Genomic DNA, 25727 nt, shown 5'->3' on the forward strand with positions numbered 1-25727 from the left:
ATATGCAAGCTAAATGATAACTTGATTACCTTGATTGCTCGTAATTTCACCCACTAGCCAAGCATGTTCGTCTAGCTCGTTTAAATGTTGAATGACATCAGTGCTTTGTTCCGATGGAACAATAATAACCATGCCTATGCCACAGTTAAATACTCGATACATCTCCATCATATTAATATTGCCATTATCTTGTAAAAACTGAAAAATACTGAGCAGTTGCCAAGAGCTGGCGTCAAGTTTTGCGCTCAAGTTTTCAGGCAATACTCTAGGAATATTTTCCAATAAACCACCGCCTGTAATGTGTGAAATAGCATGTACTGAGAACTTTTCAATCAATGATAATACTGATTTTACATAAATTTTAGTGGGCTTAATTAGTGCATTTAATTGTGCGTCAGTTGGATCTGATTGTGCCAAAATTTTACGTATTAGTGAATAACCATTAGAATGTGGACCAGAAGATGCTAGGGCAATGATATGGTCGCCTTTAGTGACTTCTGTACCATCAATTATTTTATCTTTATCAGCAATACCCACACAAAAACCAGCAAGGTCATACTCTTCACCTTGGTACATACCTGGCATTTCAGCTGTTTCGCCACCAATTAAAGCACATCCTGATTGTTTACAGCCTTCACCAATGCCATAAATAACGGATATGGCTAGTTCGGTATTTAATTGACCTGTTGCATAATAATCTAGGAAAAATAACGGTTCAGCACCTTGAACAATTAAGTCATTTACGCACATGGCAACTAAATCGATACCAATCGTATCATGCTTATTTAACATTTGTGCTACTTTAAGCTTGGTTCCAACACCATCTGTTCCTGAAATTAGAACTGGGTTTTTATATTTATTAATGGGTAATTCAAACATTGCACCAAAACCACCAAGACCAGCCAACACCCCAGGTCTAGTGGTTGATTTAGCAATCGGTTTAATTTGTTTAATAAGCGAATTACCTTTGGTAATGTCAACGCCTGAGTCAAGGTATGAGAGTGATGACATAACAGTTTTTCCGTATAATTAATTTCTTTTGAATTCTTTTTAGCAAATAAAAAAATGAGTTTTTCTTCACTGCCTAATGCGCTTTCAATTTTACGCATTATTTTAACAGTACCGGTTGTTATGGCTTTGTTAAATCATCAATATTTTTTGGCAATGGTGCTATTTTTTATTGCAGGCGTTACTGATGCACTGGATGGATGGATTGCCAAACGCTACTCCTTTCAAAGTAGGTTAGGTTCTATTTTAGATCCAATGGCGGATAAGTTGCTATTAGTTAGTAGTTTTGTGGCTTTGTATGTGATTGGATTATTGCCGCTGTGGTTATTAGTGTTGGTTTTTTTACGTGATTTTATGATTGTTTCAGGCACAGTTGGGCGTTTTATCGGCTCAGGCACATCTAAAAATGATTTATTATCGCCTTCAAAACTTTCAAAAATTAATACTGTATTGCAAATTGCACTAGTTTTGTTTTTGGTGATGGTGCAAATATATCCAGTCTCTACACAATATAGTACTGTATTCTTTATTATTATAGCCACCTCAACCGTACTTAGTGGTGCAGATTATATGTGGATTTGGGTTGAACAAGTTATCTTGCAAGAGAAAAAAAATCCTCAATGAATCAGCTTGGATTGCCACTTTCATTAAATTCAAAAATGTTATTGTCCAATTTTATTGGTAAAAAAAATCAACAAGTCCTAGATTTTGTTAATCAATTGTTGACTCAAAAAAGCTCAGCTGTTGTTTTTATTTCAGGTGCTAAATCTAGTGGTAAAACTCACCTATTGCAAGGTTGTGCTTTTAGTGCACTAGATGGGCAACTAGGTGTTATTTATATTGATATAAAGCAAGAGCTCCCAGAGGGGATAATAAATGATTTAGTATCTGTTGACTGGATTTGTATTGACAATGTTGATTATTTAAGTATTATTCAACAACAAGCGTTATTCGATTTATATAACAGAATTAAACTAGCCGATACTAAGTTGATTGTTTCTGCAGGCAGTTTGCCTGGTGAATTAAATTTATTAAAAGATTTAAAAACACGCTTGTCTTTAGCAGTTGTTTTCACATTAGAAACACTCAATGATGAACAAAAAATTCTTATTATTGAGCGCAAAATGACGGATATCAATATCAATATTGACATTAAGGTGTATCATTATTTGTTCAAAGTTTTTTCACGTGATTTGAACGATGTTTTGAATGCAATTAATATTTTAGATGAAACATCATTACAGAAAAAAAATAACATTTCCATTCCCTTCGTTAAACAAACATTGGGTATTTAAGGTTTTTTTCTAAATTTAAATTGTGCAATTCTAGGCATGAGTTTTGAGAAGGGAATATTTTTAAAATCCATATATTTTTCTTCGACAATTTTTACCAGATTAGATATGTCTTCAATTTTATTGCTGTTTTCAGTGTTAAGAATTTCTTGCAAAGCCAACAAACCACCCATTTTAATTTTTGATTGTTGCCCGACTGATAAATTATTTTGATGGTGTGTGTTTAAGACAAAATTGCTATTATCGTGCAAATGAGCATATAACGATTGGCATTTCTTGGAAGATGAGCCATCCAAACAAACACCAAATTCTTTTTCTGCAATGCAATCTTTTGCGTCAAATTTACAACCACATCTACCACTAAGTATTAGGTTGGAAAAAGGACAGGTGTAGTGTTTATTAGGCATAACAATAAGTGTTTTGTGTATATATGAATTATTAAAACATTATAATGTAAACTTTTATTTTACTTGTGCCAATTTATTAGTGGTACTAAATATTCTATGAATTATCTACCTATTTTTATTGATATCAAACAAAAGCCCTGCTTGGTTGTTGGTGGTGGAGATATTGCTTATCGCAAAATTAATTTTTTGTTAAAAGCCCATGGGCAGGTAACTTGTATTGCAAAAAGTAGTTGTAAAAATGTGGTTAAATTAGCGAGTGACAACAAAATTATTTATTTTGAAAAGAGTTTTGAGGCATCTGATATTAAGGAACAAGTTTTGATTGTCTCTGCGACAGATAACACCAGTCTTAATAAACAAGTGTCTGAGTTGTCCAATCAAAACAATATTCCCGTTAATGTGGTTGACTCTCCAGATTTATGTACGTTTATTATGCCTTCAATTGTGGACAGATCTCCTATCGTAATTGCCATTTCATCAGCAGGAAAAGCGCCAGTATTAGCGCGTCTAATCCGTGCAAAGTTAGAAAGCACATTGCCACATGCGTATGGCAAGTTGGCAGAATTGGCAGGTAATTTTAGAGACAAGGTTAAGGAAAAGTTTAGCAACATTGAAGATAGAAGATACTTTTGGGAAAAAACCTTTTCTGGTATTATTGCTGAAAAAGTATTTTCAGGTAAAATACAAGAAGCTAAAGCAGATTTACAAGTACAACTTGATGGTAGCACTAAAACTCAAGTAGGTGAAGTTTATTTAGTAGGTGGTGGTCCGGGTGATCCTGATTTATTAACTTTTAAGGCGTTACGTCTTATGCAACAGGCAGATGTAGTTTTATATGACCGCTTGGTTTCAAATGGGGTGATGGGGTTAGTTAGGCGTGATGCGCAGTTAATTTATGTTGGTAAAGAACGTGATAACCACGTTGTACCACAGGGTGATATTAATCAATTATTGGTAAATTTGGCCAAACAAGGTAGAAGAGTTTGTCGTCTTAAGGGGGGCGATCCTTTTATTTTTGGCCGTGGTGGTGAAGAAATTGAAACGTTGGCTGAAAATGGCATATCTTTTCAAGTAGTGCCTGGTATTACAGCGGCTTCTGGCTGTTCTACTTATTCAGGTATTCCATTAACACATAGAGATTATTCACAATCTTGTCGTTTTGTAACAGGGCACTTAAAAGATGGCAGTATGAATTTGCCTTGGCACGAATTATCGGTTGAACAACAAACCATTGTATTTTATATGGCGCTTAACGGTGCTAGACATTTATCAGAACAGTTAATCACACATGGTATGTCCCCAGATATGCCAGTAGCATTGGTTGAAAAAGGTACAACACCTGAGCAAAAGGTTTACACTACAACTCTAAAAAAATTACCAGACTTGGTAAAAAATGAAATCATCCACGCTCCCACTTTGATTATTATTGGCGAGGTAGTGACATTAAGAGAAAAATTGAATTGGTTTGACGCTAAATTGGCATCGTCTAAAAAATCTTACTTATTTGGTGGGTAAGTTTGCATGTAGGTGTGATTATTCAACACCCAATTTTTTGCAATAATTGCTGCTGAGTAAAACCCTATGGACGCCGATTGAAAAAGGTTAAAATCAATAAATTCAGTTAATCACAACCAATTAAAGTTATAAATAAATGGACTGATTGCTTGTGCACCTAGTAGTGATGCCATCCTATTGCTGATACGATGTTATTAACTATAATGCGTACTCCTTCATATTTTAAAGTCGTTACTATAACATTAATTAGGTATAATTCAAGTTCTTCGAACTCCCTGAGGGGTTTTAAATAAATTCAAATGCGGGAGTGGTGGAATTGGTAGACACGCTGGATTTAGGTTCCAGTGTTGTGAAAAACGTGAGAGTTCGAATCTCTCCTTCCGCACCAATATTAGGTCGTTAATTTGAGCGTGCAAATTACTATTCAACATAGTCTAGATGAGAATATTGCTAAGCAAATTTCAAGTAAATTTCAAGTTTTTGATACTCATATCCGTCATCAAATGACATCAATTAATCTTGATGATTTAAGGCAACAACATCAAACTGATTTCAACCATTTGCCTGAGGTTGATTTTTCTAATATTAAATTATTTGTCAGTGATATGGATTCAACCTTAATTAATATTGAATGTATTGATGAAATTTCTGATTTTGCCAATATTAAACCACAAGTAGCAGCTATTACTGAACTTGCTATGCAGGGTAAATTGGATTTTGATGATTCTTTAATCGAACGTGTTTCTTTATTAAAAGGACTTAGTATTGATGTGTTAGATAAGGTTTACACTCAGCGTTTAGAAATTAATCCTGGTGGTAGGACGCTTATCTCATTTTTTAAAACCAAGTCCATTCAAACGGCAGTTGTATCAGGCAGTTTTACTTATTTTACCAATCGTTTGGCTCAAGATTTAGCGCTAGATTATGCATGTGCTAATGTGCTAACGATTGAAAATAACCAATTAACTGGCGTTACAGAAGGTCTGATGATTAATGCACAGGCTAAAGCAGACTTTGTTAAGGAGTTGTGCGATAAACAAAGTTTGTCATATAGTCAGGTTATTGTAGTGGGTGATGGTGCCAATGATTTAAGTATGATGCGTATTGCTGGAGTGAGTGTTGCTTATCATGCGAAACCTAACATTATGAAGCATGCCAATATTGTCATTAACTTCGGGAGATTGAATAAAATAATGGATTTATTCAATCCATAATTATCTATATTATTTGAAATTAGATATTTTGTATTTATTTAACCTAAACTATCTATGTTAATTGAAATTGGACATTTTGCATTAGTGCTTGCCTTTGTGTTTGCAGTGTTACAAGTTGTTTTGCCAACTATAGGCATAATTAAACATGACACCATTCTTTCTGGCTTGTCTAGACCCTTGTTATGGATGCAATTTTTTTGGATTTTAATTGCTTTTGCTATTCTCATGAATGCCTTCTTGGTTGATGATTTTTCTGTTAAATATGTGGCAAATAATTCAAATACACAACTACCCAATATTTTTAAGATGTCAGCCGTTTGGGGTGCGCACGAAGGCTCTTTATTACTATGGGCTTTGATTTTAACTGCTTGGAGCGTAGCAGTGTCTATATTCTCTAGGCGTTTACCTGATGAAGTATTAAACCATATTCTCATTATTCTTGGCTTAATTAGTATTGGTTTTTTGTTGTTTTTACTGCTAACCTCTAATCCTTTTGAGCGTCTAGATATGGTGCCAATACAAGGGCGTGAGCTTAATCCTTTGTTGCAAGATTTTGGCTTAATTATCCATCCACCAATGCTATATATGGGTTATGTGGGAATGGCAGTTCCATTTGCTTTTGTTTTATCATCACTTATTCGTGGGCAGCTAGATTCTACTTGGTTACGGTGGTCACGCCCTTGGACATTAATCGCATGGGCATTTTTAACATTTGGCATCACACTTGGTTCTTGGTGGGCTTATTACGAGCTTGGTTGGGGCGGTTGGTGGTTTTGGGATCCGGTGGAAAATGCCTCATTTATGCCATGGTTAGTGGCAACAGCATTGGTGCACTCTTTAAGCGTAAGTGAGAAGCGTGGTGTATTTAAACATTGGACTGTACTATTGGCCATTTCTGGATTTTCGTTAAGTTTATTAGGTACATTTCTAGTTAGATCAGGTATTCTTACTTCAGTACACTCATTTGCTGCTGACCCTGCCAGGGGTTTGTTTATTTTGATATTTTTAGTGATTGTGGTTGGTGGTTCGTTGGTACTATATGCTTGGCGTGCTTCACTCATGCAAAGTAATAACACCTTTTCTTTTTTATCAAGAGAGAGCGGTTTACTAGTTAATAATGTCTTATTAGTGGCAGCAATGTCAAGTGTCTTTTTAGGTACGCTCTATCCATTACTGTTAGATGCATTAGGTTTAGGTAAAATTTCAGTGGGGGCGCCTTATTTTAGTGCAGTGTTCGTGCCTATTATGATTCTGGCACTCTTGGTCATGGTGATTGCTCCTTTTTTACGCTGGAAAAAAGATACCACACAAAGGGTGGCGGGTTTATTAAAGTGGGTGTGGATAGGTGTAGGTTTGTTGTTTGTTATTAGTGCGTTATTGACTGATAATACCTCAGTTTTATTAGCCGTCTTTTTGTTTATTTGGATAGTTATGCATTCACTGGTGCTTTTGTTTCAAAGGTTAAACCAAAAAGGCAGTATGAGTTTTGCTTTCATTGGCATGATTTTTGCTCATATTGGTATTGCCGTATTCTTATTAGGTGCTACAGTTACAACTCAGTACGGTGTTGAAAAAGATATAAAAATGGACATTGATAAACCAATCACCATAGCAGGTTATGATTTTATTTTTAAAGGTGTGACGCACTTATTTGGTCAAAACTATCAAGGAAATAAAGGTCATGTAGAAGTCTATTTTGAGAATGAGAAAATATCAGATTTAAGACCTGAAAAACGTCAATATGTCACAGGCATGCCCATGACTGAAGCAGCTATTGATCCATCTTTATATCGTGATATTTATATCGTATTAGGCGAGTCTTTAGAAAATGATTCATGGAGTTTAAGAATTTATTATAAGCCACTCATACGCTGGATTTGGCTAGGGGGGTTATTGATTACACTGGGTGCGTTATTAGCTGCATTTGACAGAAGGTATCGATTAAGAGTGAAAGAATGAATTTATATCTATGGTTTATTTTGATGATAATTACCTCTTCTATTTGGATAATTTGGTTTTTATATCGCCCTCTTAAATCCAATGAAATTAATCTTGAAAGTTCTAATATTATTTTAGGCAAACAAAAATTGCTAGAACTTGAGCAAGATTTGCACCAAAATTTGATTGATAAAAAACAATTCAATCAAGCTAAAGAAGAAATTTCAACAACACTGGCTATTGAACTTCAACAAGTGAGTAATATTGAAAATAATGCTAATAATAACACATGGGTTTTGATATTAATATTGGTATTATTGCCTATCATGTCCATTGGTGTTTATCAATATTTGATACTAGGAAATAACATGAGCGCAGAAAAACCACTAAGTTTGGAACAAAGTGCTGATAAAATTGTGCAGTATTTACAAACCAATGATAATGATGCGCAGGCTTGGAAGATGCTCGGACTAATGTATTTTGAAATTGGTAAGCTAGACTTATCAATAGATGCCTATGAAAAATCTTATAAAATTAACCCTAAAGACCCAGGATTGTTAGTTGAATATGCCTCTATGATGATTAGCGTTAATGATAATCAATTTTCAGACCAGTCTGTTAAATTAATCAAACAAGCTTTGGATATTGAACCAAACGCGTCAGACGCCCTATATTTAGCAGGTATGTTTGCCGCGAGTCAGCTAAATTTTAATTTGGCAAAAGGGCTTTGGCAACGTGCACTGAACGCTCTACCAGAGGGTAGCATGGACCGAGTGGCCTTAGTTAGCATTTTATCTGAGTTAAAAACGGTTGAAGAGAGTAAGGACACGCCTGAGTATTCTATTAGTGTGAGTGTTGATATATCTAATGAGATACTAAAATCAAGATCTAGTGAAGATTTTATCATGATTTATGTCAAAGCAGCCAAGGGTAGACCGATGCCAATTGCGATTAAAAAAATGAAGCTTAAAGATTTTACAGGTCAAGTTGTTTTAACCAACCAAGACTCTGTAATACGAGGCAATCAATTATCATACCATGAGCAAGTGATTGCAGTAGTTCGTATTAGTGAAACTGGTTCTGCTATGCGAGGCGTGGGTGATGTACAAGTGCTTAGCAAGGTTATTAATATGGTTGATAATTTATCCATTCATTTGAGTGTGAAATAATTTTATGAATAAAACCTTAAAATTAGCAAAAAATCTTGTTAGTATAGATTCTATTACCCCACAAGATAAGGGTTGTCAGTCTATTATGACCAATCATTTGAGCCATCTTAATTTTAAAATTACCGATTTAAAATTTGGTGAGGTTGATAATTTTTGGGCAATTCGCGGTCATCAATCTCCTGTGTTTGTGTTTGCAGGGCATACCGATGTCGTGCCTGTGGGTGATGAGCTAAAATGGCACATATCACCTTTTTCTGCCCAAGTTCAAGATGGTATGTTGCATGGTCGTGGAACAGCTGACATGAAAGGTTCTTTGGCAGCTATGCTTAGTGCAACCGATAGATTTGTTAAAGATTATCCTAATCATAAAGGCTCAATCGGCTATTTAATCACTTCTGATGAAGAAGGTCCTGCTACTGATGGCACTGTTAAAGTTGCGAAGTACTTAAAAGAAATCAATCAAATCGTTGATTATTGTTTAGTGGGTGAGCCATCAGCCACTAATGAATTAGGAGATGTAATTAAAAATGGTCGTCGTGGCTCTTTAAATGGCATTTTAAAAATCATTGGTAAACAAGGGCATATTGCTTATCCACATTTGGCAGATAATCCTATCCATCTAGCCATATCAGCGTTAAATGATTTGTGTAATGAGGTTTGGGATAAGGGCAATGAGTATTTTCCAGCAACCAGTTTTCAAATTTCTAATATCCATTCAGGCACAGGGGTGACTAACATTATTCCAGGTGAAAGTGATGTTGTTCTTAACTTTCGTTATTCTACACAGAATACTCACAAGCAATTGCAAAGCCGAGTTTGCGTGATTTTAAACAAGCATAATTTTGAATATCAAATTACTTGGGAACATTCTGGCTATCCATTTTTAACCCCAAAGGGTAAATTGGTTAATGCTTGTACTAATGCGATTAAAACCGTCAAAAATATAAACACCCAACTCTCCACTTCAGGCGGTACCTCTGATGGACGTTTTATTGCACTAATTTTAAAGGCTCAAGTGGTAGAACTAGGTCCTTTAAATGCCACCATTCACCAAGTTGACGAGTGTGTATCCATCCAGGATTTAGAAGATTTGAGCGATATTTATTATCATGTTTTAAAAAATATACTCACTTAACTTATGCGCTTTGACGTTATTACCCTGTTTCCTGATATGTTTAATACCATTAAGGATGAAGGTGTTATTGCACGAGCCATCAAAAAATCATGTCTCTTAATTCATACTTGGCAACTCAGAGATTTTAGCAACAATAAATACAAAAATATTGACGATAAACCCTATGGTGGTGGTGCTGGCATGGTGATGAAAGTCAAGCCTATTCGTGATTGTATTCACAAAATCAAACAATCAAATCCAAAAACTAAGGTCATTTATCTATCACCACAAGGACAGCCGCTCAAACATAAACTAGCTAAAGAACTATCCACTTTTGACTCAATTACTCTATTATGCGGACGCTATGAAGGTGTGGATGAACGTATTATTAAGCATGATATTGACATGGAAATCTCCATTGGCGATTACGTTATCAGTGGTGGCGAATTAGCAGCCATGGTACTTATTGATACAATCAGTCGTCAAATTCCAAACGTACTTGGCAATGCTGATTCATTAAATGATTCCTTTGCAAAAAATTTACTAGACTACCCGCATTATACACGTCCTGAAATTATTGACAAACAAGCAGTGCCTGAAGTATTACTAAGCGGACATCAGGCTAATATTGATACTTGGCGAGTAGAACAATCTATTAAAAAAACCCAAGAAAAACGAAAGGACCTTTTGGAAGATTAGATGAATTTGCATTAAACTTTTCTAGTTTCGTCCTTTGAACACGATAAATTAATTAACTAATTGAATTTACAGTATTAAGTGTAAACCACTATAGACTATTGCTTATTTGTTAAATAATTTCTATAATACAATGAAAATTGCGTGATTATTTAGATTAATGATGAAAACTAGGAGAGAAATATGAAATTTGTGACAGCGATTTTAAGACCGCATAAATTAGACGATGTTAGAGAAGCGTTATCCGAAGTTGGTGTGTCTGGTGTAACGGTGACTGAGGTGAAAGGTTTTGGTCGTCAAAAAGGACACACAGAGTTGTATCGAGGGGCTGAGTATCAAATTGACTTCTTGCCTAAAATTAAATTAGAAGTTGCGATTGAGGCTTCAAGACTTGATGAAGTGATTGAGGTGATTAGTAATGTGGCTAATTCTGGTAAGGTGGGCGATGGTAAAATTTTTGTGACCAATTTAGACAAGGTGGTTCGTATTCGTACAGGAGAAACTGATAAAAACGCGCTTTAAGGAGTTAGTAGTGAAGAAAATATTAACAATATTGGCGTGTCTGCCAATGGGCGTGTTTGCACAAGATATTAACGGCGCTGATACGGCTTGGATAATGACATCAACAGCCTTGGTGTTGTTTATGACATTGCCAGGTTTGGCGTTATTTTATGGTGGGCTAGTTCGCACTAAGAATATCTTATCAATACTAATGCAGTGTTTTGCTATTGCGGGCATTATAAGTATTTTATGGTTTGTAGTGGGTTATTCTATTGCTTTTTCAGGTGATAATCCTTACTTTGGTGATTTTTCTAATGTGCTTTTGGTACAAATTAGTATAAATACAGTCAATGGTTCAATTCCAGAATCTTTGTTTGCCGTGTTTCAAATGACATTTGCCATTATTACTCCAGCTTTGATTATTGGTAGCTATGCAGAAAGAATGAAATTTTCAGCGGTGCTATTATTTAGCTCTATTTGGTTATTAGTGGTTTATGCGCCTGTTACGCATTGGGTGTGGGGTGGTGGTTGGCTAGGAAATGTACTTGACTATGCTGGTGGTACAGTTGTTCATATTACTGCAGGTATTGCAGCGTTAGTAGCGGCTATTGTTTTAGGTCCTAGAAAAGATTTTTTTAAAAAACCTATGCCACCACACAACATGACCATGACTATTACGGGTGCGGCGATGTTGTGGGTCGGTTGGTTTGGTTTTAATGGTGGTTCTGCTTTGGTAGCAGGCGGCGATGCGGCGATGGCTATTTTGGTGACGCACATCTCAGCAGCAACGGGTGCGATTACGTGGATGTTTTACGAGTGGATTAAATTTGGTAAACCAACTGCATTAGGTACAGTAACAGGCATGGTTGCAGGCTTGGGAACAATCACATCAGCCTCAGGTTTTGTGGGCCCTACAGGCGCTTTAGTGATTGGTTTTATTTCGGGTATTGTGTGTTTTAATGCGGTGATTATCATCAAGCAAAAATTTAAAATTGATGATTCATTAGATGTATTTCCTGTGCATGGTGTGGGTGGTATTATTGGCACCTTAATGACAGGATTTTTTGCCTCTAAAGAGTTGGGTATTTTTTCTGGACAAGGTGGCTGGGATCGTAAGGCAATTGTGATTGCTGACCAATTACAAATTCAATTTATAGGTGTAGTGGCAACGGTTATTTATACGGCTGTTGTCACTTATCTTATTCTTAAAGTGGTGGATGCTATAACGGGTTTAAGAGTGAGTGAAGAGGAGGAGCAACAGGGGTTGGATATTGTTTCTCATGAAGAAAAAGGCTACGATTTGTAAACCAAGCTTAATTGAACCTGCTAATTGTTAGGTCATTAGCAGGTTTTTTATGTTGATAAAAATAGATTCGTATATAATGAAACCACTGCATTAAACTCATCACAACTTATGAAACACATAAAACAACACATTTTTTATCCAAAAACTCGTAAAATAGCTGACTATTCTTCTCATTTTTGGATAAAAAATGTGCTATATTCTACATTTCATAAGTTGTGATGAGTTTAATGCAGTGGTTTTAATTCGCATTAGTTTATTTTAATAAATAATTAAAGTGCGCATAAATCATCCACTAACTGGCTCAATAGTCGCTCTAATCACTCCAATGTTTGATGATGGGTCGATAGATTTTGGTGTGTTAAAATCGTTGGTGGCGTTTCATATTGATTCTGGCACTAAAGCAATTGTCTCGATGGGTACGACAGGTGAGAGTGCAACGCTTAATCAGGATGAGCATATTGAAGTGATACGGGCAACGATTGAATTTGCCAATTCACGTATTCCAATCATTGCTAGCACGGGTGCAAATTCGACTTCTGAAGCTATTGAACTTACTAAAGCTGCTAAAGTAATTGGTGCAGATGCTTGTCTTTTAGTCACACCGTATTATAATAGACCGACTCAAGAAGGGCTATATCAGCATTATAAGTTGATTGCTGAAACAGTAGATATTGATCAAATTTTATATAATGTGCCCAGTAGAACGGCAGTTGATCTCTGTGTAGAAACAGTACTTCGTTTGTCCAACATTGATAATATCATCGGTATTAAAGATGCAACGGGTGATTTGAATGTTGCAAAGGCATTGATTGAACAATGTGCGGATGATTTTTTGTTTTATAGCGGTGATGATGCAACAGCGGTTGAATTTATTTTAATGGGCGGGCATGGTGGTATTTCTGTAACGGCTAATATTACACCAAAGCAGGTGGCTTCTGCTTATCAATTTGCACTTGAGAATGACAGGGAATTAGCAGAATCAACCAATGCACCATTAGCTGATTTGCATCAACATTTGTTTATTGAGTCTAATCCAATTCCCATTAAATGGGCAATGTTTAAAATGGGTAAGTGTAATAATGGTATTCGCTTACCCTTAATGATATTATCACAACAAGCTCAAGCAATGTTAGAGCAAGATTTATCCAATTTAGGAATTATATAATAATGATAATCAGGAAATTAACAATACTGCTTTTGGTATTTTCTTTGGGTGGCTGTATTTCTTTAGGTAGTAAAGAAAAACAAAAACAAGACGGACTTGGTGAAAGAGACATTAAATATTATTCAAATAAAACACTAACTTCTTTAGAAGTTCCCCCGGATTTAACTAAACCTAGTACTCAAAATGCCTTAAAGTTAAGTGAGTATGTTGCTAATATTCAAGAGGATTTGATCAGTTTTTCTGAAAAAGATAGAGCAATTAAGGATGCTTCAAGTATTGAGGTGAAGAAATCCGGTAGTCTTCGTTGGCTAGTGGTTGATAAAAAACCAGATGCAGTTTGGGGGCTGGCCAAAAGTTTCTTTAAATCTCATGGCTTTATTATCAAGAAAGCTAATAAAAAAATTGGCGTGATGGAGACTAATTTTTTAGAGAATCATCCAGAAATTCCTGATCAATCTTTGGGTCTTATTCGTTCTATGTTTAGAAAGGTAACAAAAACTAGATACACATTACCGATTGTTGATAAATATAGACTTCGTATTGAGTCTACTGACAATGGCAATAAGACCGAGGTTTATTTATCACTTACTTCAATGCAAGAAGTATTAACAAATAAAAGCAGTGATGATGAAAATACTATTTGGCAATCTCAAGTCAAAGATCACACACTTGAAACAGAAATGCTATATCGATTAATGACTTTTTTAGGTAGTGACCATGCACTTGCTAGAAAGAAAATTATAGCCGCTAGAGAGCAGAAAAAGTTAACGGTGAAGGTTGCTAAAAGTATTAGTGGTTATGCCAAGTTGATGTTTTCATTAACGCAATATGAAACTTGGAATAATATCGGCTGGGCGTTGGATCAACTTGGTATTGATGTTGAGGATAAAGATGTTAAAGAGGGTAGTTTTTATATCAATTTTGTTAAAAAAGAAGATAAGGGTATATTCTCAGGACTGTTTGGTGATGATGCGATTAAAAAATATTTTCAAATTGTTGTTAGGCAAGTTGCCAGTAATATAACAGAAGTTTATTTTAATGATTTATCTGGAGATAATAAGCAAGTAACAATTGATTTTAGTTATCAATTCTTAGGTAATATTGCCAAGCAGTTTTAATTAAATAAAGGGTGACGCTGTTACAAGACATTGTTAATAAACTCATCTATCAGGAGATATTGGTGGATGAGTTATCAGATGAAGAATTAGCACAATTTTGCCAAATAGCCAATCTAGCTTATCGAGCTGGAAAGCCTATTATTAGCGACCAAGATTATGATTTTATTTATCTTGATGCACTTAAAAATAGAGACCCAGATAATCTGTTATTCAAATTCATAGAGACAGAGGGACAGTCTTTTTCTGAGGAAAAAGTCTTATTACCAGAGGCGATGCTTTCCATTGATAAGGCATATTCATGGGATGAAATAAGTAAATGGATAAAGCGGTTAGAAAAATCAGCCATGCAGATTAGTTTAGATTTGAGTGCCATTCAAATTAAAGCCACGCCTAAACTAGACGGTTTTTCTGGATTTGATGATGGTAGTCGGCTTTACACACGAGGTGATGGGAAAAAAGGCAGTGATATTTCCAGAGTATTCGAGCGAGGTTTGTGTGTTTTTAATGATGCTGAGCGTGGACTTGGTGCGGGTGAAATTGTGATTAAGAAAAGCTATTTTAAGAAATATTTAGCACATAGTTTTGAATATCCACGTAATTTTCAAGCCAGTCTTATTAAAGAAAAAGCCTTAGATGAGCAAGCTCAAAAGGCTATTATAGATAAGGCTGCTTTGTTTATTCCGTTTATTAAATTACCTACTTGGTCAGGTCTTGTAGCTGAATTAGTTGCTAAATTTGATCAAATTGTTGCTCAGGTATTGGTGATGGTAGATTTTGATGTAGATGGCGTAGTTTTTGAGGCAATTAATACTGATTTAAAAACACAGATGGGTGCTAATCGAAAATTTCATCGTTGGCAAATTGCCTTTAAAGAAAACAAAGACAAAGCACACGTTAAAGTACTCAACGTGATACCTCAAGTAGGGCGTAGTGGAAAAATAACCCCAGTAGTAGAGCTAGAACCTACTTTGTTAAGTGGTGCAACTATTATGCGCGCAACAGGGCATAATTATGGTTTGGTGAAAGAGCAAGGTCTTGGTGTGGGTAGTGTGGTTGAGTTAACTCGTTCTGGACTGGTTATCCCTAAAATTATATTCGTATTAAAGCCTATGCCTGTTGATATTCCTGATAATTGCCCAAGTTGTGATAAGCCACTTGTTTGGAAGTCAGATTTTCTCACGTGCATTAATCATAAAAATTGCCCTGCTCAAATTATTGGGAAAATGGCCTATTTTTTTAAGATATTGGCTAATAATGATGGTTTTGGTATTGCCACTATTGAAAAGCTATATGCACATGATATTAGGTCAGTTTCACAAATTTATGCTTTAAATATAGAAGATTTAGTAACAATAGGATTTGGTGAAAAAACCAGTATGAATCTTATTAATCAGCTAAATCGCTCTGTTAGTGAGCAGGTTGAAGACTGGCGTTTTTTAGCAGCATTTGGCATGCATAGAATGGGTTTAGGTAATTGCGAAAACCTTTTAAAGTCCCATCATTTGAATGATATTTTTGATTTAAATTTAAAAGAAATAGCTAATATTGATGGCTTTGCCGAATTAACAGGACAAATAATTGTACAAGGATTAATCTCTATTGCTGATGAGTTTAATCATATATATCAATATGGTTTTAATTTAGAAACAACCATACTAACTAAAGACTTACAAACATTAACACATGAATTATTTGATAAAAAAATTGTTTTTACTGGCAAAATGAACCATTCAAGAGATGATATGAAAAAACATGCCAAGTCAATTGGCATTAAAGTTTCAACTTCTATTAGTGCTAAAATAGATTACTTAGTCATTGGTGATAAAGTTGGACAAAAAAAAATCAAAGATGCTGAAAAATTTGGTGTGGTAGTGATGACTGAAACTGATTATTTATCTAAAATTTAACCACGTAATAAATGAGTACAAATGGTACTCATGATAAAATTGCACTATTTTTTAATAAAAAAAATAGTGCAATTTTATTTTTATGATTATAATTACTAGTGGTTTAACGCCCAAAGGTGGGCGTTTAGCAAAGAACATAGATATTTATTTAGATTTCTTGCAAAAGAATTTTGGATAGATGTCTTTTTTATTAGTTACATCATGAAACTGAAAATAAGGTATTGAAGCTAGTCGTTAAGTTTATATTTTTTACAAGTATAACGACTGGCTTTTTTGTTTTAAAAAGGAGAAATTAAATGAAAATGATAATAGCAATTATTAAGCCGTTTAAGCTTGATAATGTTATAGAAGCTCTTTCTGACATTGGTGTTTCAGGCATTACAGCTACAGAAGTCAAAGGCTTTGGTCGTCAAAAAGGACACACAGAGCTTTATCGTGGTGCAGAATATACGGTAGATTTTTTACCTAAAGTTAAACTAGAAATTGCCATTGCAGCAAATCAAGTTGATGGTGTGGTTGAGATTATCAGAGTTGCTGCTAAATCAGAAGGAGAGGGTAAGATTGGTGATGGAAAAATATTTGTTTCATCATTAGATCAAGTATTTCGTATTCGTACGGGTGAAATTGGTTCAGTAGCACTATAAGGAGATAACATGAAAAATACATTAATTGAAAAAATGTAACCCCCTCCTTAGTTTTAATGGACGTATTAATTGTGTATGGCTGCTTTGTTTTTTTAATACTAGAAGCGCGCTTGGTTCTCGTAGTAAAAATACAGCTAAAATTTTGAGCAAAAATATTAGCCTGTTTGTAATTATTTGCTTTTGTCGTTGTATTTACAAGGGTGATTTATCCAATAGAAGGTGCTTAGAGTTGGAATGGTGATGCAATTTTTAGTTTGTTTAAGTTCGCTGATTTGGGCTTTGTTAATTTTGCAGGTTCAAGTATTGTTTATATTGTAGGCATAGTTGGATGTTTGTAAGGATAAATATGATTTCTAGAGTGATTCCACGCTTAATATGCCTAAGTGAGGTTTATTTTGTGGAGTTCGTTTGGGTTTAATGAAGATTCAGTGCTAGTAATGACAAGCAAGGAAAATGCTAATGCAGATTTTAACGATGGTACCTAATGGACGTTTATTAGCTAGATTGGTGGAAATTACTGCAAGCTTAGACACGCCGAGCGTTTTAGAGGTGATATTGATTAGTGCTGTTGATGGTATTTTCGATTAATATTCTAGATAGAGTATTCAAAATTGATGATCCAGTGGATGCAATTTTTATTTGGGTATTTGGCATTCAATAGTATTGTGGCTAGTACTTAAGATAGTTATGGATATTCTAGTTTTTGAAAAGTAAGAATTATTAGGTGCTGATATTTTAGAATATGATCTAGAAGCTTATTCTGAGGTTAACAGATAAATACAATAGGCAACACAAAAAAGTAAGCGTTTTTGGCTCTTATTTTAAATTTAATTTTTTTTAAAATTAAACAAGGAAATATATGAAAAACAGGACAAAAGAATATTATTAGCATTATGTTTAACTTCAATATTTAGTTCAGTATCTTTGGTTTAAGAAAAAGCTTAATCATCAATTGGTGCTAATTTTTATAATGGTTATGTTTGGTGTAGTAAAGCTCAAACTAATGATAAAAACACAATATTTAGTATCAGTAAGTCATTCTAAATTCCTTACTTTTCTAAAATAAAAAAATGCCAATCTTGATTATGATTGGCGTTTTTAACGGTAGAATACAAACCTTTGATTGAGGATAGTCGTTATGCAAGTTCAAGATATTATGTCAACCAATGTAAAAACAGTTACCCCTGATCAGCTAGCCAAAGATATTGCTATTATTATGGTTATGGATCATATTAGTGGCGCGCCAGTGGTAGATGATGATAACAATTTAGTAGGCATTATCTCTGAAAAAGATATTCTGCAACACATGTTTCCAAAATTAGATGAAGTGATGAGTGATACGTATTTTGACTTTGAAAATATGGAGCACAATTACAAAAACACAATGAATGTCAAAGTGGGTGAATTAATGACTAAAGATGTTGCTAGTATTGATTTAAGTATGCCATGTCTTAAAGCAGCATCCACAATGTGGCTTAGAAATATCAGAAGAATCCCAGTGACTCATAATAATAAATTAGTTGGTATTGTTAGTATTGGTGATGTGCATAGAGCTATTTTTAAATCACGTATTAAGTGAATACCGCTTTAAAAATTATCTTAGTTGATAAAAATACAGGACGTTCATCTATGTTACGTAAAGCTTTGCAAGACAAAGGTCATGAAGTGGTTTGTTGTATGAGTGATAGCTCAAACTTGCAAGACAGTAATGAAATGACGTATGCGGATATGGTGATTGTTAATGCAGATATTCCTGATGAGCTAGTGTTTGCAAATTTGACAGATATTAATAAAACCAAACCTATTGTTATGTTTACTGAGGAATCAAATCCTGGAATGGCAAGCTCTGCTATTAAATCTGGCGTTCATGCTTATATTGTTGATGGCCTTGAAGAGAATAGAGTACAACCTATTATTGATGTAGCTATTGCTAGATTTAGAGAGTTTCAAGCACTTAAAGACGAGCTGGATGCGACACGTAATCAGCTTTCAGAACGTAAAGCAGTTGAAAAAGCTAAAGGCTTGTTAATGCAACACAAGGATGTGAATGAAGATGAAGCCTACCAGTCGTTACGTAAAATGGCCATGAATAAAAATAAGCGTATTGTTGATGTAGCTGAAAGTGTGATTAATGCTTTTGAATTATTAGAGTAGGGGGTTTATTCTTTATCTAATTTTTTCATTTCAGTATCAATTTTTTTCATCTCTGCCTCCATTTCATTATCATTCCAATCGTTATTATCTGAATTCTTTTCTTTTTTTGAAAATTTTTTGCTAGAGTTTGGAGGAGGCTTATCAGATATTTTTTGTTTATTTTGTTTGAATAATGGTGCAAAAATCAGACCTGTTTCAAATAACAACCACATTGGAATTGCGATTAAGGTTTGAGAAATGATATCAGGTGGTGTTAACAGCATGCCTAAAATAAAAGCGCCAATAATTGCATAAGGTCGGTTGCTTTTTAATTTATCGACCGTTGTTATACCAAACATAATCAATAAAATTGTAGCAATAGGTACTTCAAAAGCCACACCAAAGGCAAAAGAAACTTTGAGCACAAAGTCCAAGTAATATTGAATATCTGGGGTAAGATCGACAATGTTTGGAGCAACACTAGATAGAAAACCAAATATAACAGGAAAAACAATGTAAAAAGAAAACAACAAGCCTGTATAAAATAAAATGGTCGATGAAACAACCAATGGCAAAATCATTTGTTTTTCATGCTTGTAAAGTGCAGGCGCAACAAATGACCATATTTGGTATAAAAGATAGGGCATAGCTACATAGACAGCAATAATGAGAGACATTTTTAAGGGTGTTAAAAATGGCGATATAACATTAATGGCAATAATGTTAGTATTTTCAGGCAGTACATTAATAATGGGCGCTGCAATAAAACTATAAATCTCATTAGCAAAGGGAAAAATGCCAATAAAAATAATCAAAATAGCAATAATCGAGTGCAATAAAATATTACGAAGTTCAACCAAATGCTGAACAAAAGTCATTTCTTTATTGGTCATTATTTTTGATCAGTGTTGTTTTTAACATCATTGAAAGTGTTTTTGGTGTCATCAAAAATCTCTAAAATATTGGGTTTTTTATCCACAGTACTTAGATGTTCTTTGAGTTTGTCAATTTCAAGTTCATCACTAATATCTTCCTGAATATTGGCAATAAAACGCTTAGCCTTGCCAACATAAGTGCCTGCTTTTCTAGCAATTGCTGGCATACGTTTCGGTCCAACTATAATGAGTGCAATAATACCAATTAAGGCAAATTCCCAAAAGCCAACGTCAAACATGGTTTATTTTCTTATTTTGTGCTTTCTTTAGTAGTTTTAGCTTCAACAATATTATCCTTTGTATTAATTTGGTCGGCCGGTTCTTTTTGCATAGATTTTTTAAAGCCTTTAATAGCATTACCCAAATCACTACCAACATTTTTTAAGCGTTTTCCGCCAAAAAGAAGTAATACGATTACTAAAATGACAATCAGTTCAAATGGTCCAGGCATCATGATTTTCTCCTATTGTTTAATTATTTCTTTTGGCTTTTTCTTGCAAACCAGACAAGCCAAATCGTCTGGATAATTCATTTGTTATTTGATTTACTTTTATCTCTTTAAAACGAAGTAATACAAGTGTGTGAAACCAAAGATCGGCTACCTCATAGATAATTTTATCATTTACACCATCTTTAGCCGCCATAATTACCTCGGCAGATTCTTCAGCAATTTTTTTTAAAATTTCATCTGTACCTTTATTGTACAAAGATGAGATATACGATTCATCTACTTTAGCAGATTTTCTTTGCTCTAAAACTTGTTCTAATTTTATTAGTATATCATTCATAAATATCTTTCGGATTTTTTAATACGTTAGCAACGGTTTTCCAATTGTTTTTATCTAGTTGTTGGAAAAAGCATGATTTTCTGCCTGTATGGCAAGCAATACCTCCAACTTGATCCACCCTGAGTAGGATAACGTCATTATCGCAATCTGTAAAGATTTCTTTAATGAGTTGCGTATGTCCAGACTGTTCGCCTTTAAACCAAAGTTTTTTGCGTGATCTAGAATAATAAACTGCTTGTTGCTTTTCTATAGTTAACGCTAAAGATTCTTGATTCATCCAAGCAAACATCAAGATATCTCCTGTTTTAAAATCTTGGACGATGGCAGGTATCAAGTTTTTATCGTCAAATTTTGTTTGTTTTAATGCATCCATGCTTTATAAAGACCTAAGATAAAATAATTGATTTTACCGACAGATGATAGGTTTTGTATAAAATAATTTATTGTGGCTATTTTTATAAGAATTATTTGCAAAATTTTCTAGGTGAATTATTAGTTAAGCTAATGATATTTTATTATTACAATCGTGTTTTGACGCGTGTTTACAAGGGTAATGTTGATGTTTGGACACACAAGGAATGGATATTTTCTTATAAAAATTCTTATTAAAAGAAGGAGGATACACCAAGGTAAACAAGTATGATTTTTGAGGTTTTAATATGCCACAAATTAGGTTGTATCGATGGCGAAAAATGGTTCTAGCGCATTGTTACCAACTCTTCAGAAATAGTAGGGTGAATCGCTATTGTGTCGTCAAATTGTTTTTTAGTTACGCCCATTTTGATGGCCATTGCAAAGCCTTGTAGTATTTCATCAGCACCATGACCCATGATATGACAACCAATTACTTTCTCATTATCACCTGCACAAACTAGTTTTAGTGCAGTGGTGGTTTTGTGCTCAAGTAGAGCATCGGCCATTGGTGTGAATTCTGATTTGTAAATTTTTATCTTGTCGAATTTCTCGTTAGCTTGAGCTTCAGTTAGACCAACCATGCCAATAGGTGGATGTGAAAACACCACAGTGGCAATATTATTGTAGTCTAAGTGTCTGTCGGTCATATTATTGTAAAGTCTATCAGACAGTCTTCTACCTGCAGCAATTGCTACTGGTGTGAGGGATGTGCGTCCCGTGACGTCACCCAGTGCAAAAATATTGTCAACATTAGTGGTTTGAAATTTGTCTGTTTGAATAAAACCTTTTTGGTCGCATTTAACACCAGCAACTTTAAGCCCTAAATGTTGTGTCATTGGATTTCGTCCGACTGCCCAAATAATTGTATCAAACCCGGTAAATGCACCTTGATTAGTAAACAAGGTTTTGTTTTTTGAAACTTTGTCAATTTGGGTATTATGGTGGATGGTGATGCCGTGACTTGAGTAATCTTTATCAAGTGTATTTTGAATCATAGAGTCGAAACCGCGCAATAATTTATCTGCTCTGCAGAAAAGCGTTACTTCACTACCTAGTGCATTTAATACGCCAGCTAGTTCAACGCCAATATAGCCACCACCAATCACAGCCACTTTTTTAGGTAATGCTTCTAGTGCAAAAAAGTTATCAGAAGTAATGCCATATTCAGAGCCTTCAATGTGTGGTACAGCTGGTTCCTCACCAGAGGAAAGAATGATATATTCAGCAGTATATTCTTTGCCATTAACTGATACGATATTTTTATCAACCAATTGTCCAAAGCCGTGAATATAATCAATACCCAATTTTTGTAAATAGCTATCGTACCAATTGGTGATGCTCTTGATATAATTATCTCGTCCTACTTTAAGTTTTTTCCAAGAAAATCCTTTTTGTTCAACTTCAAAGCCAAAGCCTTTAGCGTTTTTAATTATGCTTCCAGTATTGGCAGCAAACCACATTACTTTTTTAGGCACACAACCCACATTAACACAAGTGCCACCAATAATTTTTACCTCAATAATTAGGCATTTTCTTCCATATTCTGCTGCACGTTCTACTGCAGATAATCCACCAGATCCTGCGCCAATGGCAATCATGTCATAATCTGTATTCATGGTTATCCTTTACAAAGGTCTAAAACTTTTTATAATTTTTTAATGCGTAATAAGTTTATTGGTGAATAAATAATTTTTTTAACTCTTTATCAAAAGTACTATCTTTTTATTTAATCTACTTCAAGACTATTGCTGTATGTTCTTTTTATCACAATTATGTGCCAAAATGACCAATATCTCAGTATCTTGACAGGCATCAATAGGCTTTATACTTATCAACTTGATGCGTTGATTATATCAATAAATTGCTTTTAATTCTTCCATTTAAGACATAATTATTTTATGCGTATCTTTGGTTTCTTGGTACAAGATTTTCTTGTGTTTCGTGATAGTCTTCATTTATCATGGTTTTCTCCTTGTAAATTTTTCATAATACTATCAATTCTATTTACATAATCGACATCTACGTTTTTAAATTGTGCAAGCATTTGTTGTTGTGTTGCTTGACTGTCTTGTGCTAATATTTTCAACAGTTATAGCCGTTAATTGTATTTTTTGTAATTCATTCATCAGTCTAAATAGATCATCTGCTTGTTGGTAACAATTTTGCGTATCTATTGTATTAAAACGCTCTATTAAGGCATTTCCTCTATAATAGTATAGAATTTCTGTAACTACTAATATCGGCAAACTCTATTATTAATTTAATTATTAGGGTAAAAATTTTCCTTTGAAATTTTAACTTTGTAGCCTTTTTTACTAAGATGATTATCAGTTAAATAACTTAAAAAATCATTTAGTTGTTCTTTGACATCAAAAATTGAATAACCTACTATTACTAGTAATATTTTCATTTTCTCTCCTATGAATTAAATAATAAAATCAATTTCAATCGTTATATTCCCCCGGTTTTTTAAAATACTTGTTTGGTATTTGAAGCAAGTACAAAATTTTCATTAAAGTCAATTTAAAATTCATTAAATTTAACCTTTTGCTAAAAATATAAATAATTGCCTTTTGCTTATTTTTGGTGAATACAGTCAATAATCTAGGAAGGCAAAAGGAGGTATAAAGCTTTTTTATAGGCCAATAATCTCTGTAAAAACAGTAATAGTATTAATATTTTCACATCTTGGGACGATATGATTAAATCTTATGTTCATTTTTGTTACCCATTTTTAATAATAAAACCATGTTAGAATTAAAGTATGTTATTGTCAATTAGGTGCATAATTAGTATATAGTATCATTTAATATACTAAAGAAGATTAGTCCAATGATAAAAACGCTTTGGAGAGTTAAGAAAATTTGTGCCAAATATTACACAAAGAATGCTTACTAAGAAATTAAGAAAACTTGAAAGCATTCATTGAAAAGTATATAAAATTGTACTACCTAAAGTTGAGTGTATTCTTAAGAAGTAGAGTGAATCACTTAAAAATACGATTTTTCGTTAGAAAAATTGGGTAAGAATTAATAAAAACAAAAAAAGTTATAACCAGGCCTTTAAACTTGCTTCAATAAATTGATCTAAATTACCATCTAAAACATCGTTCGTATTAGTGCTTTCAACGCCAGTGCGTAAATCTTTAATTCTTGATTGGTCGAGCACATAGGATCGAATTTGGTGTCCCCAACCGATGTTAGATTTTTTGTCTTCTAGGCTTTGTTTTTCAGCGTTGCGTTTTTGTATTTCTAACTCATAAAGTTTGGATTTTAATTGTTTCATGGCCTGATCTTTGTTAGCGCGTTGTGAGCGACCGTCTTGGCATTGCACAATGATATTGGTGGGTAGATGGGTGATGCGTACGGCTGATTCGGTTTTATTGACGTGTTGGCCACCGGCACCACTAGCACGGTAAGTGTCAACGCGTAAATCTAATGGGTTGATGTCAATATCAATATCATTATCTACTTCTGGGGAAACAAACACAGAGCAAAATGAAGTATGGCGTTTACCATTAGCATTAAAGGGGGATTTTCTAACTAAGCGATGGATACCAATTTCTGTACGTAACCAGCCAAATGCGTATTTACCATCAAAATGAATAGTTGCGGATTTAATGCCAGTCACTTCTCCTGCTGAGGTTTCCATGAGTTTAACTTTGAAATTGTGTTTTTCACCCCAGCGTAAGTACATACGTAACACCATTTCTGCCCAATCTTGGGCTTCTGTACCACCTGAACCAGATTGGATGTCTAAATAAGCAGAATTAACATCTAAATCACCACTAAACATGCGTTCAAATTCAAGTTTTTCAATGGAAGATTGGATGGTGTCTAAATCATCAATAATATCATTTGCTGTGTCTTCATCATTTTCTGTTTGAGCCATATTTAATAACTCCTGCGCATCTTCTAAAACAGAATTTACTTGTTTAAAAGTTTGACAAATTGATGTTAGTTTTGATTTTTCTTGTCCTAAGACTTGTGCTTGATCAGGGTTTGTCCAGATATTCGGGTTTTCCATTTCCAATAAAACCTCTTCTAGTCGAGCTTGTTTTTTTTCTAAACTAATGTGTGTTAATAGGACAATTGTGCGTTGTTTTAAATCTTGTATTTTTTGATAAGTGGGTGAGAGTTCCATGGTGTTATTTTAGGTATAAAAAAAGCCCCAAATGGGGCTTTCATAAAAATGTTTTAAATTATTTTCTAAGTCCTAGATGAATAATTAAGTTTGAATAGGAAGCTGTATTAGCGTCTTTAAGATAGATTAGTAATTTTTTTCGCTGAGAAACTAAATGTAGAAGTCCTCTTCTTGAGTGGTGATCTTTTTTATGAGTTTTAAAATGCTCAGTTAAGTGTTTAATGCGAGCTGTTAATAAGGCAATTTGTACATTGCTTGAACCAGTATCACCAGTTTTACTCTGATATTTTTTAATAATTGCTTGGGTGTCAATCGACATA

The 25727-nt window shown here is 34.2% G+C and carries 28 protein-coding genes, 1 tRNA gene and 1 pseudogene; 19 read left to right on the forward strand and 11 right to left on the reverse strand.

Annotation, left to right across the window (positions count from 1 at the left end; genetic code table 11):
- Window positions 1-9: 9 nt before the first annotated feature.
- Window positions 10-1011 carry a phosphoribosylformylglycinamidine cyclo-ligase gene (gene purM / locus RMAG_RS01375; protein ID WP_011737673.1) on the reverse strand — a complete coding sequence of 334 codons (1002 nt, stop codon included), beginning with the start codon at window positions 1009-1011 and terminating at the stop codon, window positions 10-12.
- 54 nt (window positions 1012-1065) lie between these two features.
- Here purM and RMAG_RS01380 point away from each other — a divergent pair, with 54 nt between their 5' ends.
- Both RMAG_RS01380 and RMAG_RS01385 read left to right on the forward strand, forming a co-directional pair.
- The gene (locus tag RMAG_RS01380) at window positions 1066-1632 is read left to right on the forward strand and encodes a CDP-alcohol phosphatidyltransferase family protein (RefSeq protein ID WP_011737674.1); all 567 of its coding nucleotides are present in this window, start codon (window positions 1066-1068) and stop codon (window positions 1630-1632) included.
- Complete coding sequence (locus RMAG_RS01385; protein ID WP_011737675.1) at window positions 1629-2303, forward strand: HdaA/DnaA family protein; 675 nt, start codon at window positions 1629-1631, stop codon at window positions 2301-2303. Before RMAG_RS01380 ends, RMAG_RS01385 begins: the two co-directional genes overlap by 4 nt.
- On the opposite strand, the gene RMAG_RS01390 is transcribed toward RMAG_RS01385, so the two are convergent.
- Window positions 2300-2707, reverse strand: coding sequence for a hypothetical protein (locus RMAG_RS01390; RefSeq protein WP_011737676.1), 408 nt, complete (start codon window positions 2705-2707; stop codon window positions 2300-2302). The two genes, RMAG_RS01385 and RMAG_RS01390, sit on opposite strands and share 4 nt — an antisense overlap.
- Before the next feature lie 96 nt (window positions 2708-2803).
- On the opposite strand from RMAG_RS01390, the gene cysG reads away from it, so the two are divergent.
- The 16 genes from cysG to RMAG_RS01465 all read left to right on the forward strand — a co-directional run bounded on the left by cysG (window position 2804) and on the right by RMAG_RS01465 (window position 19148).
- Window positions 2804-4222 carry a siroheme synthase CysG gene (gene cysG / locus RMAG_RS01395; RefSeq protein ID WP_011737677.1) on the forward strand — a complete coding sequence of 473 codons (1419 nt, stop codon included), beginning with the start codon at window positions 2804-2806 and terminating at the stop codon, window positions 4220-4222.
- 301 nt (window positions 4223-4523) lie between these two features.
- Window positions 4524-4610 (forward strand) — tRNA-Leu (locus tag RMAG_RS01400).
- A 22-nt stretch (window positions 4611-4632) separates the two neighbouring features.
- Entirely contained in the window at window positions 4633-5436 is an 804-nt protein-coding gene (serB, locus tag RMAG_RS01405) for a phosphoserine phosphatase SerB (RefSeq protein ID WP_235093699.1), read from the forward strand.
- A gap of 54 nt (window positions 5437-5490) precedes the next feature.
- Window positions 5491-7395 carry a heme lyase CcmF/NrfE family subunit gene (locus RMAG_RS01410; protein WP_011737679.1) on the forward strand — a complete coding sequence of 635 codons (1905 nt, stop codon included), beginning with the start codon at window positions 5491-5493 and terminating at the stop codon, window positions 7393-7395.
- A complete protein-coding gene (gene ccmI / locus RMAG_RS01415; RefSeq protein WP_011737680.1) occupies window positions 7392-8543 on the forward strand; it encodes a c-type cytochrome biogenesis protein CcmI in 1152 nt (383 codons plus the stop codon). Before RMAG_RS01410 ends, ccmI begins: the two co-directional genes overlap by 4 nt.
- A 4-nt stretch (window positions 8544-8547) precedes the next feature.
- Window positions 8548-9678: a succinyl-diaminopimelate desuccinylase gene (dapE, locus tag RMAG_RS01420; RefSeq protein ID WP_011737681.1), complete on the forward strand. Its 1131-nt coding sequence runs from the start codon at window positions 8548-8550 to the stop codon at window positions 9676-9678.
- Window positions 9679-9681: 3 nt separating this feature from the next.
- Entirely contained in the window at window positions 9682-10356 is a 675-nt protein-coding gene (gene trmD, locus RMAG_RS01425; protein ID WP_011737682.1) for a tRNA (guanosine(37)-N1)-methyltransferase TrmD, read from the forward strand.
- Between the two features lie 180 nt (window positions 10357-10536).
- Window positions 10537-10875 (forward strand): P-II family nitrogen regulator, encoded by a 339-nt coding sequence (locus RMAG_RS01430; protein ID WP_011737683.1) that lies wholly within the window; start codon window positions 10537-10539, stop codon window positions 10873-10875.
- A 46-nt stretch (window positions 10876-10921) separates the two neighbouring features.
- Entirely contained in the window at window positions 10922-12160 is a 1239-nt protein-coding gene (locus tag RMAG_RS01435; protein ID WP_011737684.1) for an ammonium transporter, read from the forward strand.
- Window positions 12161-12434: 274 nt separating this feature from the next.
- The gene (gene dapA / locus RMAG_RS01440; RefSeq protein ID WP_011737685.1) at window positions 12435-13325 is read left to right on the forward strand and encodes a 4-hydroxy-tetrahydrodipicolinate synthase; all 891 of its coding nucleotides are present in this window, start codon (window positions 12435-12437) and stop codon (window positions 13323-13325) included.
- A 2-nt stretch (window positions 13326-13327) separates the two neighbouring features.
- Window positions 13328-14443 carry an outer membrane protein assembly factor BamC gene (gene bamC, locus RMAG_RS01445; RefSeq protein WP_011737686.1) on the forward strand — a complete coding sequence of 372 codons (1116 nt, stop codon included), beginning with the start codon at window positions 13328-13330 and terminating at the stop codon, window positions 14441-14443.
- A gap of 62 nt (window positions 14444-14505) precedes the next feature.
- Window positions 14506-16350, forward strand: coding sequence for a helix-hairpin-helix domain-containing protein (locus tag RMAG_RS01450; protein ID WP_011737687.1), 1845 nt, complete (start codon window positions 14506-14508; stop codon window positions 16348-16350).
- A gap of 296 nt (window positions 16351-16646) precedes the next feature.
- Window positions 16647-16994: a P-II family nitrogen regulator gene (locus RMAG_RS01455; protein WP_011737688.1), complete on the forward strand. Its 348-nt coding sequence runs from the start codon at window positions 16647-16649 to the stop codon at window positions 16992-16994.
- A gap of 459 nt (window positions 16995-17453) precedes the next feature.
- A complete protein-coding gene (locus RMAG_RS06115) occupies window positions 17454-17582 on the forward strand; it encodes a hypothetical protein (protein ID WP_268745600.1) in 129 nt (42 codons plus the stop codon).
- A 550-nt stretch (window positions 17583-18132) separates the two neighbouring features.
- A complete protein-coding gene (locus RMAG_RS01460; RefSeq protein ID WP_011737689.1) occupies window positions 18133-18573 on the forward strand; it encodes a CBS domain-containing protein in 441 nt (146 codons plus the stop codon).
- 50 nt (window positions 18574-18623) lie between these two features.
- A complete protein-coding gene (locus RMAG_RS01465) occupies window positions 18624-19148 on the forward strand; it encodes an ANTAR domain-containing response regulator (protein ID WP_011737690.1) in 525 nt (174 codons plus the stop codon).
- A 5-nt stretch (window positions 19149-19153) separates the two neighbouring features.
- Here RMAG_RS01465 and tatC read toward each other — a convergent pair whose 3' ends face one another.
- The 7 genes from tatC to RMAG_RS05795 form a co-directional block, all read right to left on the reverse strand.
- Window positions 19154-20020: a twin-arginine translocase subunit TatC gene (gene tatC / locus RMAG_RS01470; protein WP_011737691.1), complete on the reverse strand. Its 867-nt coding sequence runs from the start codon at window positions 20018-20020 to the stop codon at window positions 19154-19156.
- Window positions 20020-20301, reverse strand: coding sequence for a Sec-independent protein translocase protein TatB (gene tatB / locus RMAG_RS01475; RefSeq protein WP_011737692.1), 282 nt, complete (start codon window positions 20299-20301; stop codon window positions 20020-20022). Before tatB ends, tatC begins: the two co-directional genes overlap by 1 nt.
- Window positions 20302-20312: 11 nt before the next feature.
- Window positions 20313-20516 (reverse strand): twin-arginine translocase TatA/TatE family subunit, encoded by a 204-nt coding sequence (tatA, locus tag RMAG_RS01480; RefSeq protein ID WP_011737693.1) that lies wholly within the window; start codon window positions 20514-20516, stop codon window positions 20313-20315.
- Window positions 20517-20532: 16 nt separating this feature from the next.
- Window positions 20533-20850: a phosphoribosyl-ATP diphosphatase gene (locus RMAG_RS01485; protein ID WP_011737694.1), complete on the reverse strand. Its 318-nt coding sequence runs from the start codon at window positions 20848-20850 to the stop codon at window positions 20533-20535.
- Complete coding sequence (hisI, locus tag RMAG_RS01490) at window positions 20843-21223, reverse strand: phosphoribosyl-AMP cyclohydrolase (protein WP_011737695.1); 381 nt, start codon at window positions 21221-21223, stop codon at window positions 20843-20845. The genes RMAG_RS01485 and hisI overlap by 8 nt, the downstream gene beginning before the upstream one ends.
- A gap of 325 nt (window positions 21224-21548) precedes the next feature.
- Window positions 21549-22880, reverse strand: coding sequence for a glutathione-disulfide reductase (gene gorA / locus RMAG_RS01495; protein ID WP_011737696.1), 1332 nt, complete (start codon window positions 22878-22880; stop codon window positions 21549-21551).
- Window positions 22881-23524: 644 nt separating this feature from the next.
- A complete protein-coding gene (locus RMAG_RS05795) occupies window positions 23525-23674 on the reverse strand; it encodes a hypothetical protein (protein WP_157834507.1) in 150 nt (49 codons plus the stop codon).
- A gap of 441 nt (window positions 23675-24115) precedes the next feature.
- On the opposite strand from RMAG_RS05795, the pseudogene RMAG_RS05525 reads away from it, so the two are divergent.
- A pseudogene (locus tag RMAG_RS05525) lies at window positions 24116-24193 on the forward strand (winged helix-turn-helix transcriptional regulator); the annotation flags it as partial.
- Window positions 24194-24312: 119 nt separating this feature from the next.
- Here RMAG_RS05525 and prfB read toward each other — a convergent pair.
- Window positions 24313-25407, reverse strand: coding sequence for a peptide chain release factor 2 (gene prfB / locus RMAG_RS01500; protein WP_011737697.1), 1095 nt, complete (start codon window positions 25405-25407; stop codon window positions 24313-24315).
- 58 nt (window positions 25408-25465) lie between these two features.
- Window positions 25466-25726, reverse strand: coding sequence for a 30S ribosomal protein S15 (gene rpsO, locus RMAG_RS01505; RefSeq protein ID WP_011737698.1), 261 nt, complete (start codon window positions 25724-25726; stop codon window positions 25466-25468).
- Window position 25727 lies beyond the last annotated feature (1 nt).

It is taken from the genome of Candidatus Ruthia magnifica str. Cm (Calyptogena magnifica), from assembly GCF_000015105.1.
GTDB lineage: Bacteria > Pseudomonadota > Gammaproteobacteria > PS1 > Pseudothioglobaceae > Ruthia > Ruthia magnifica.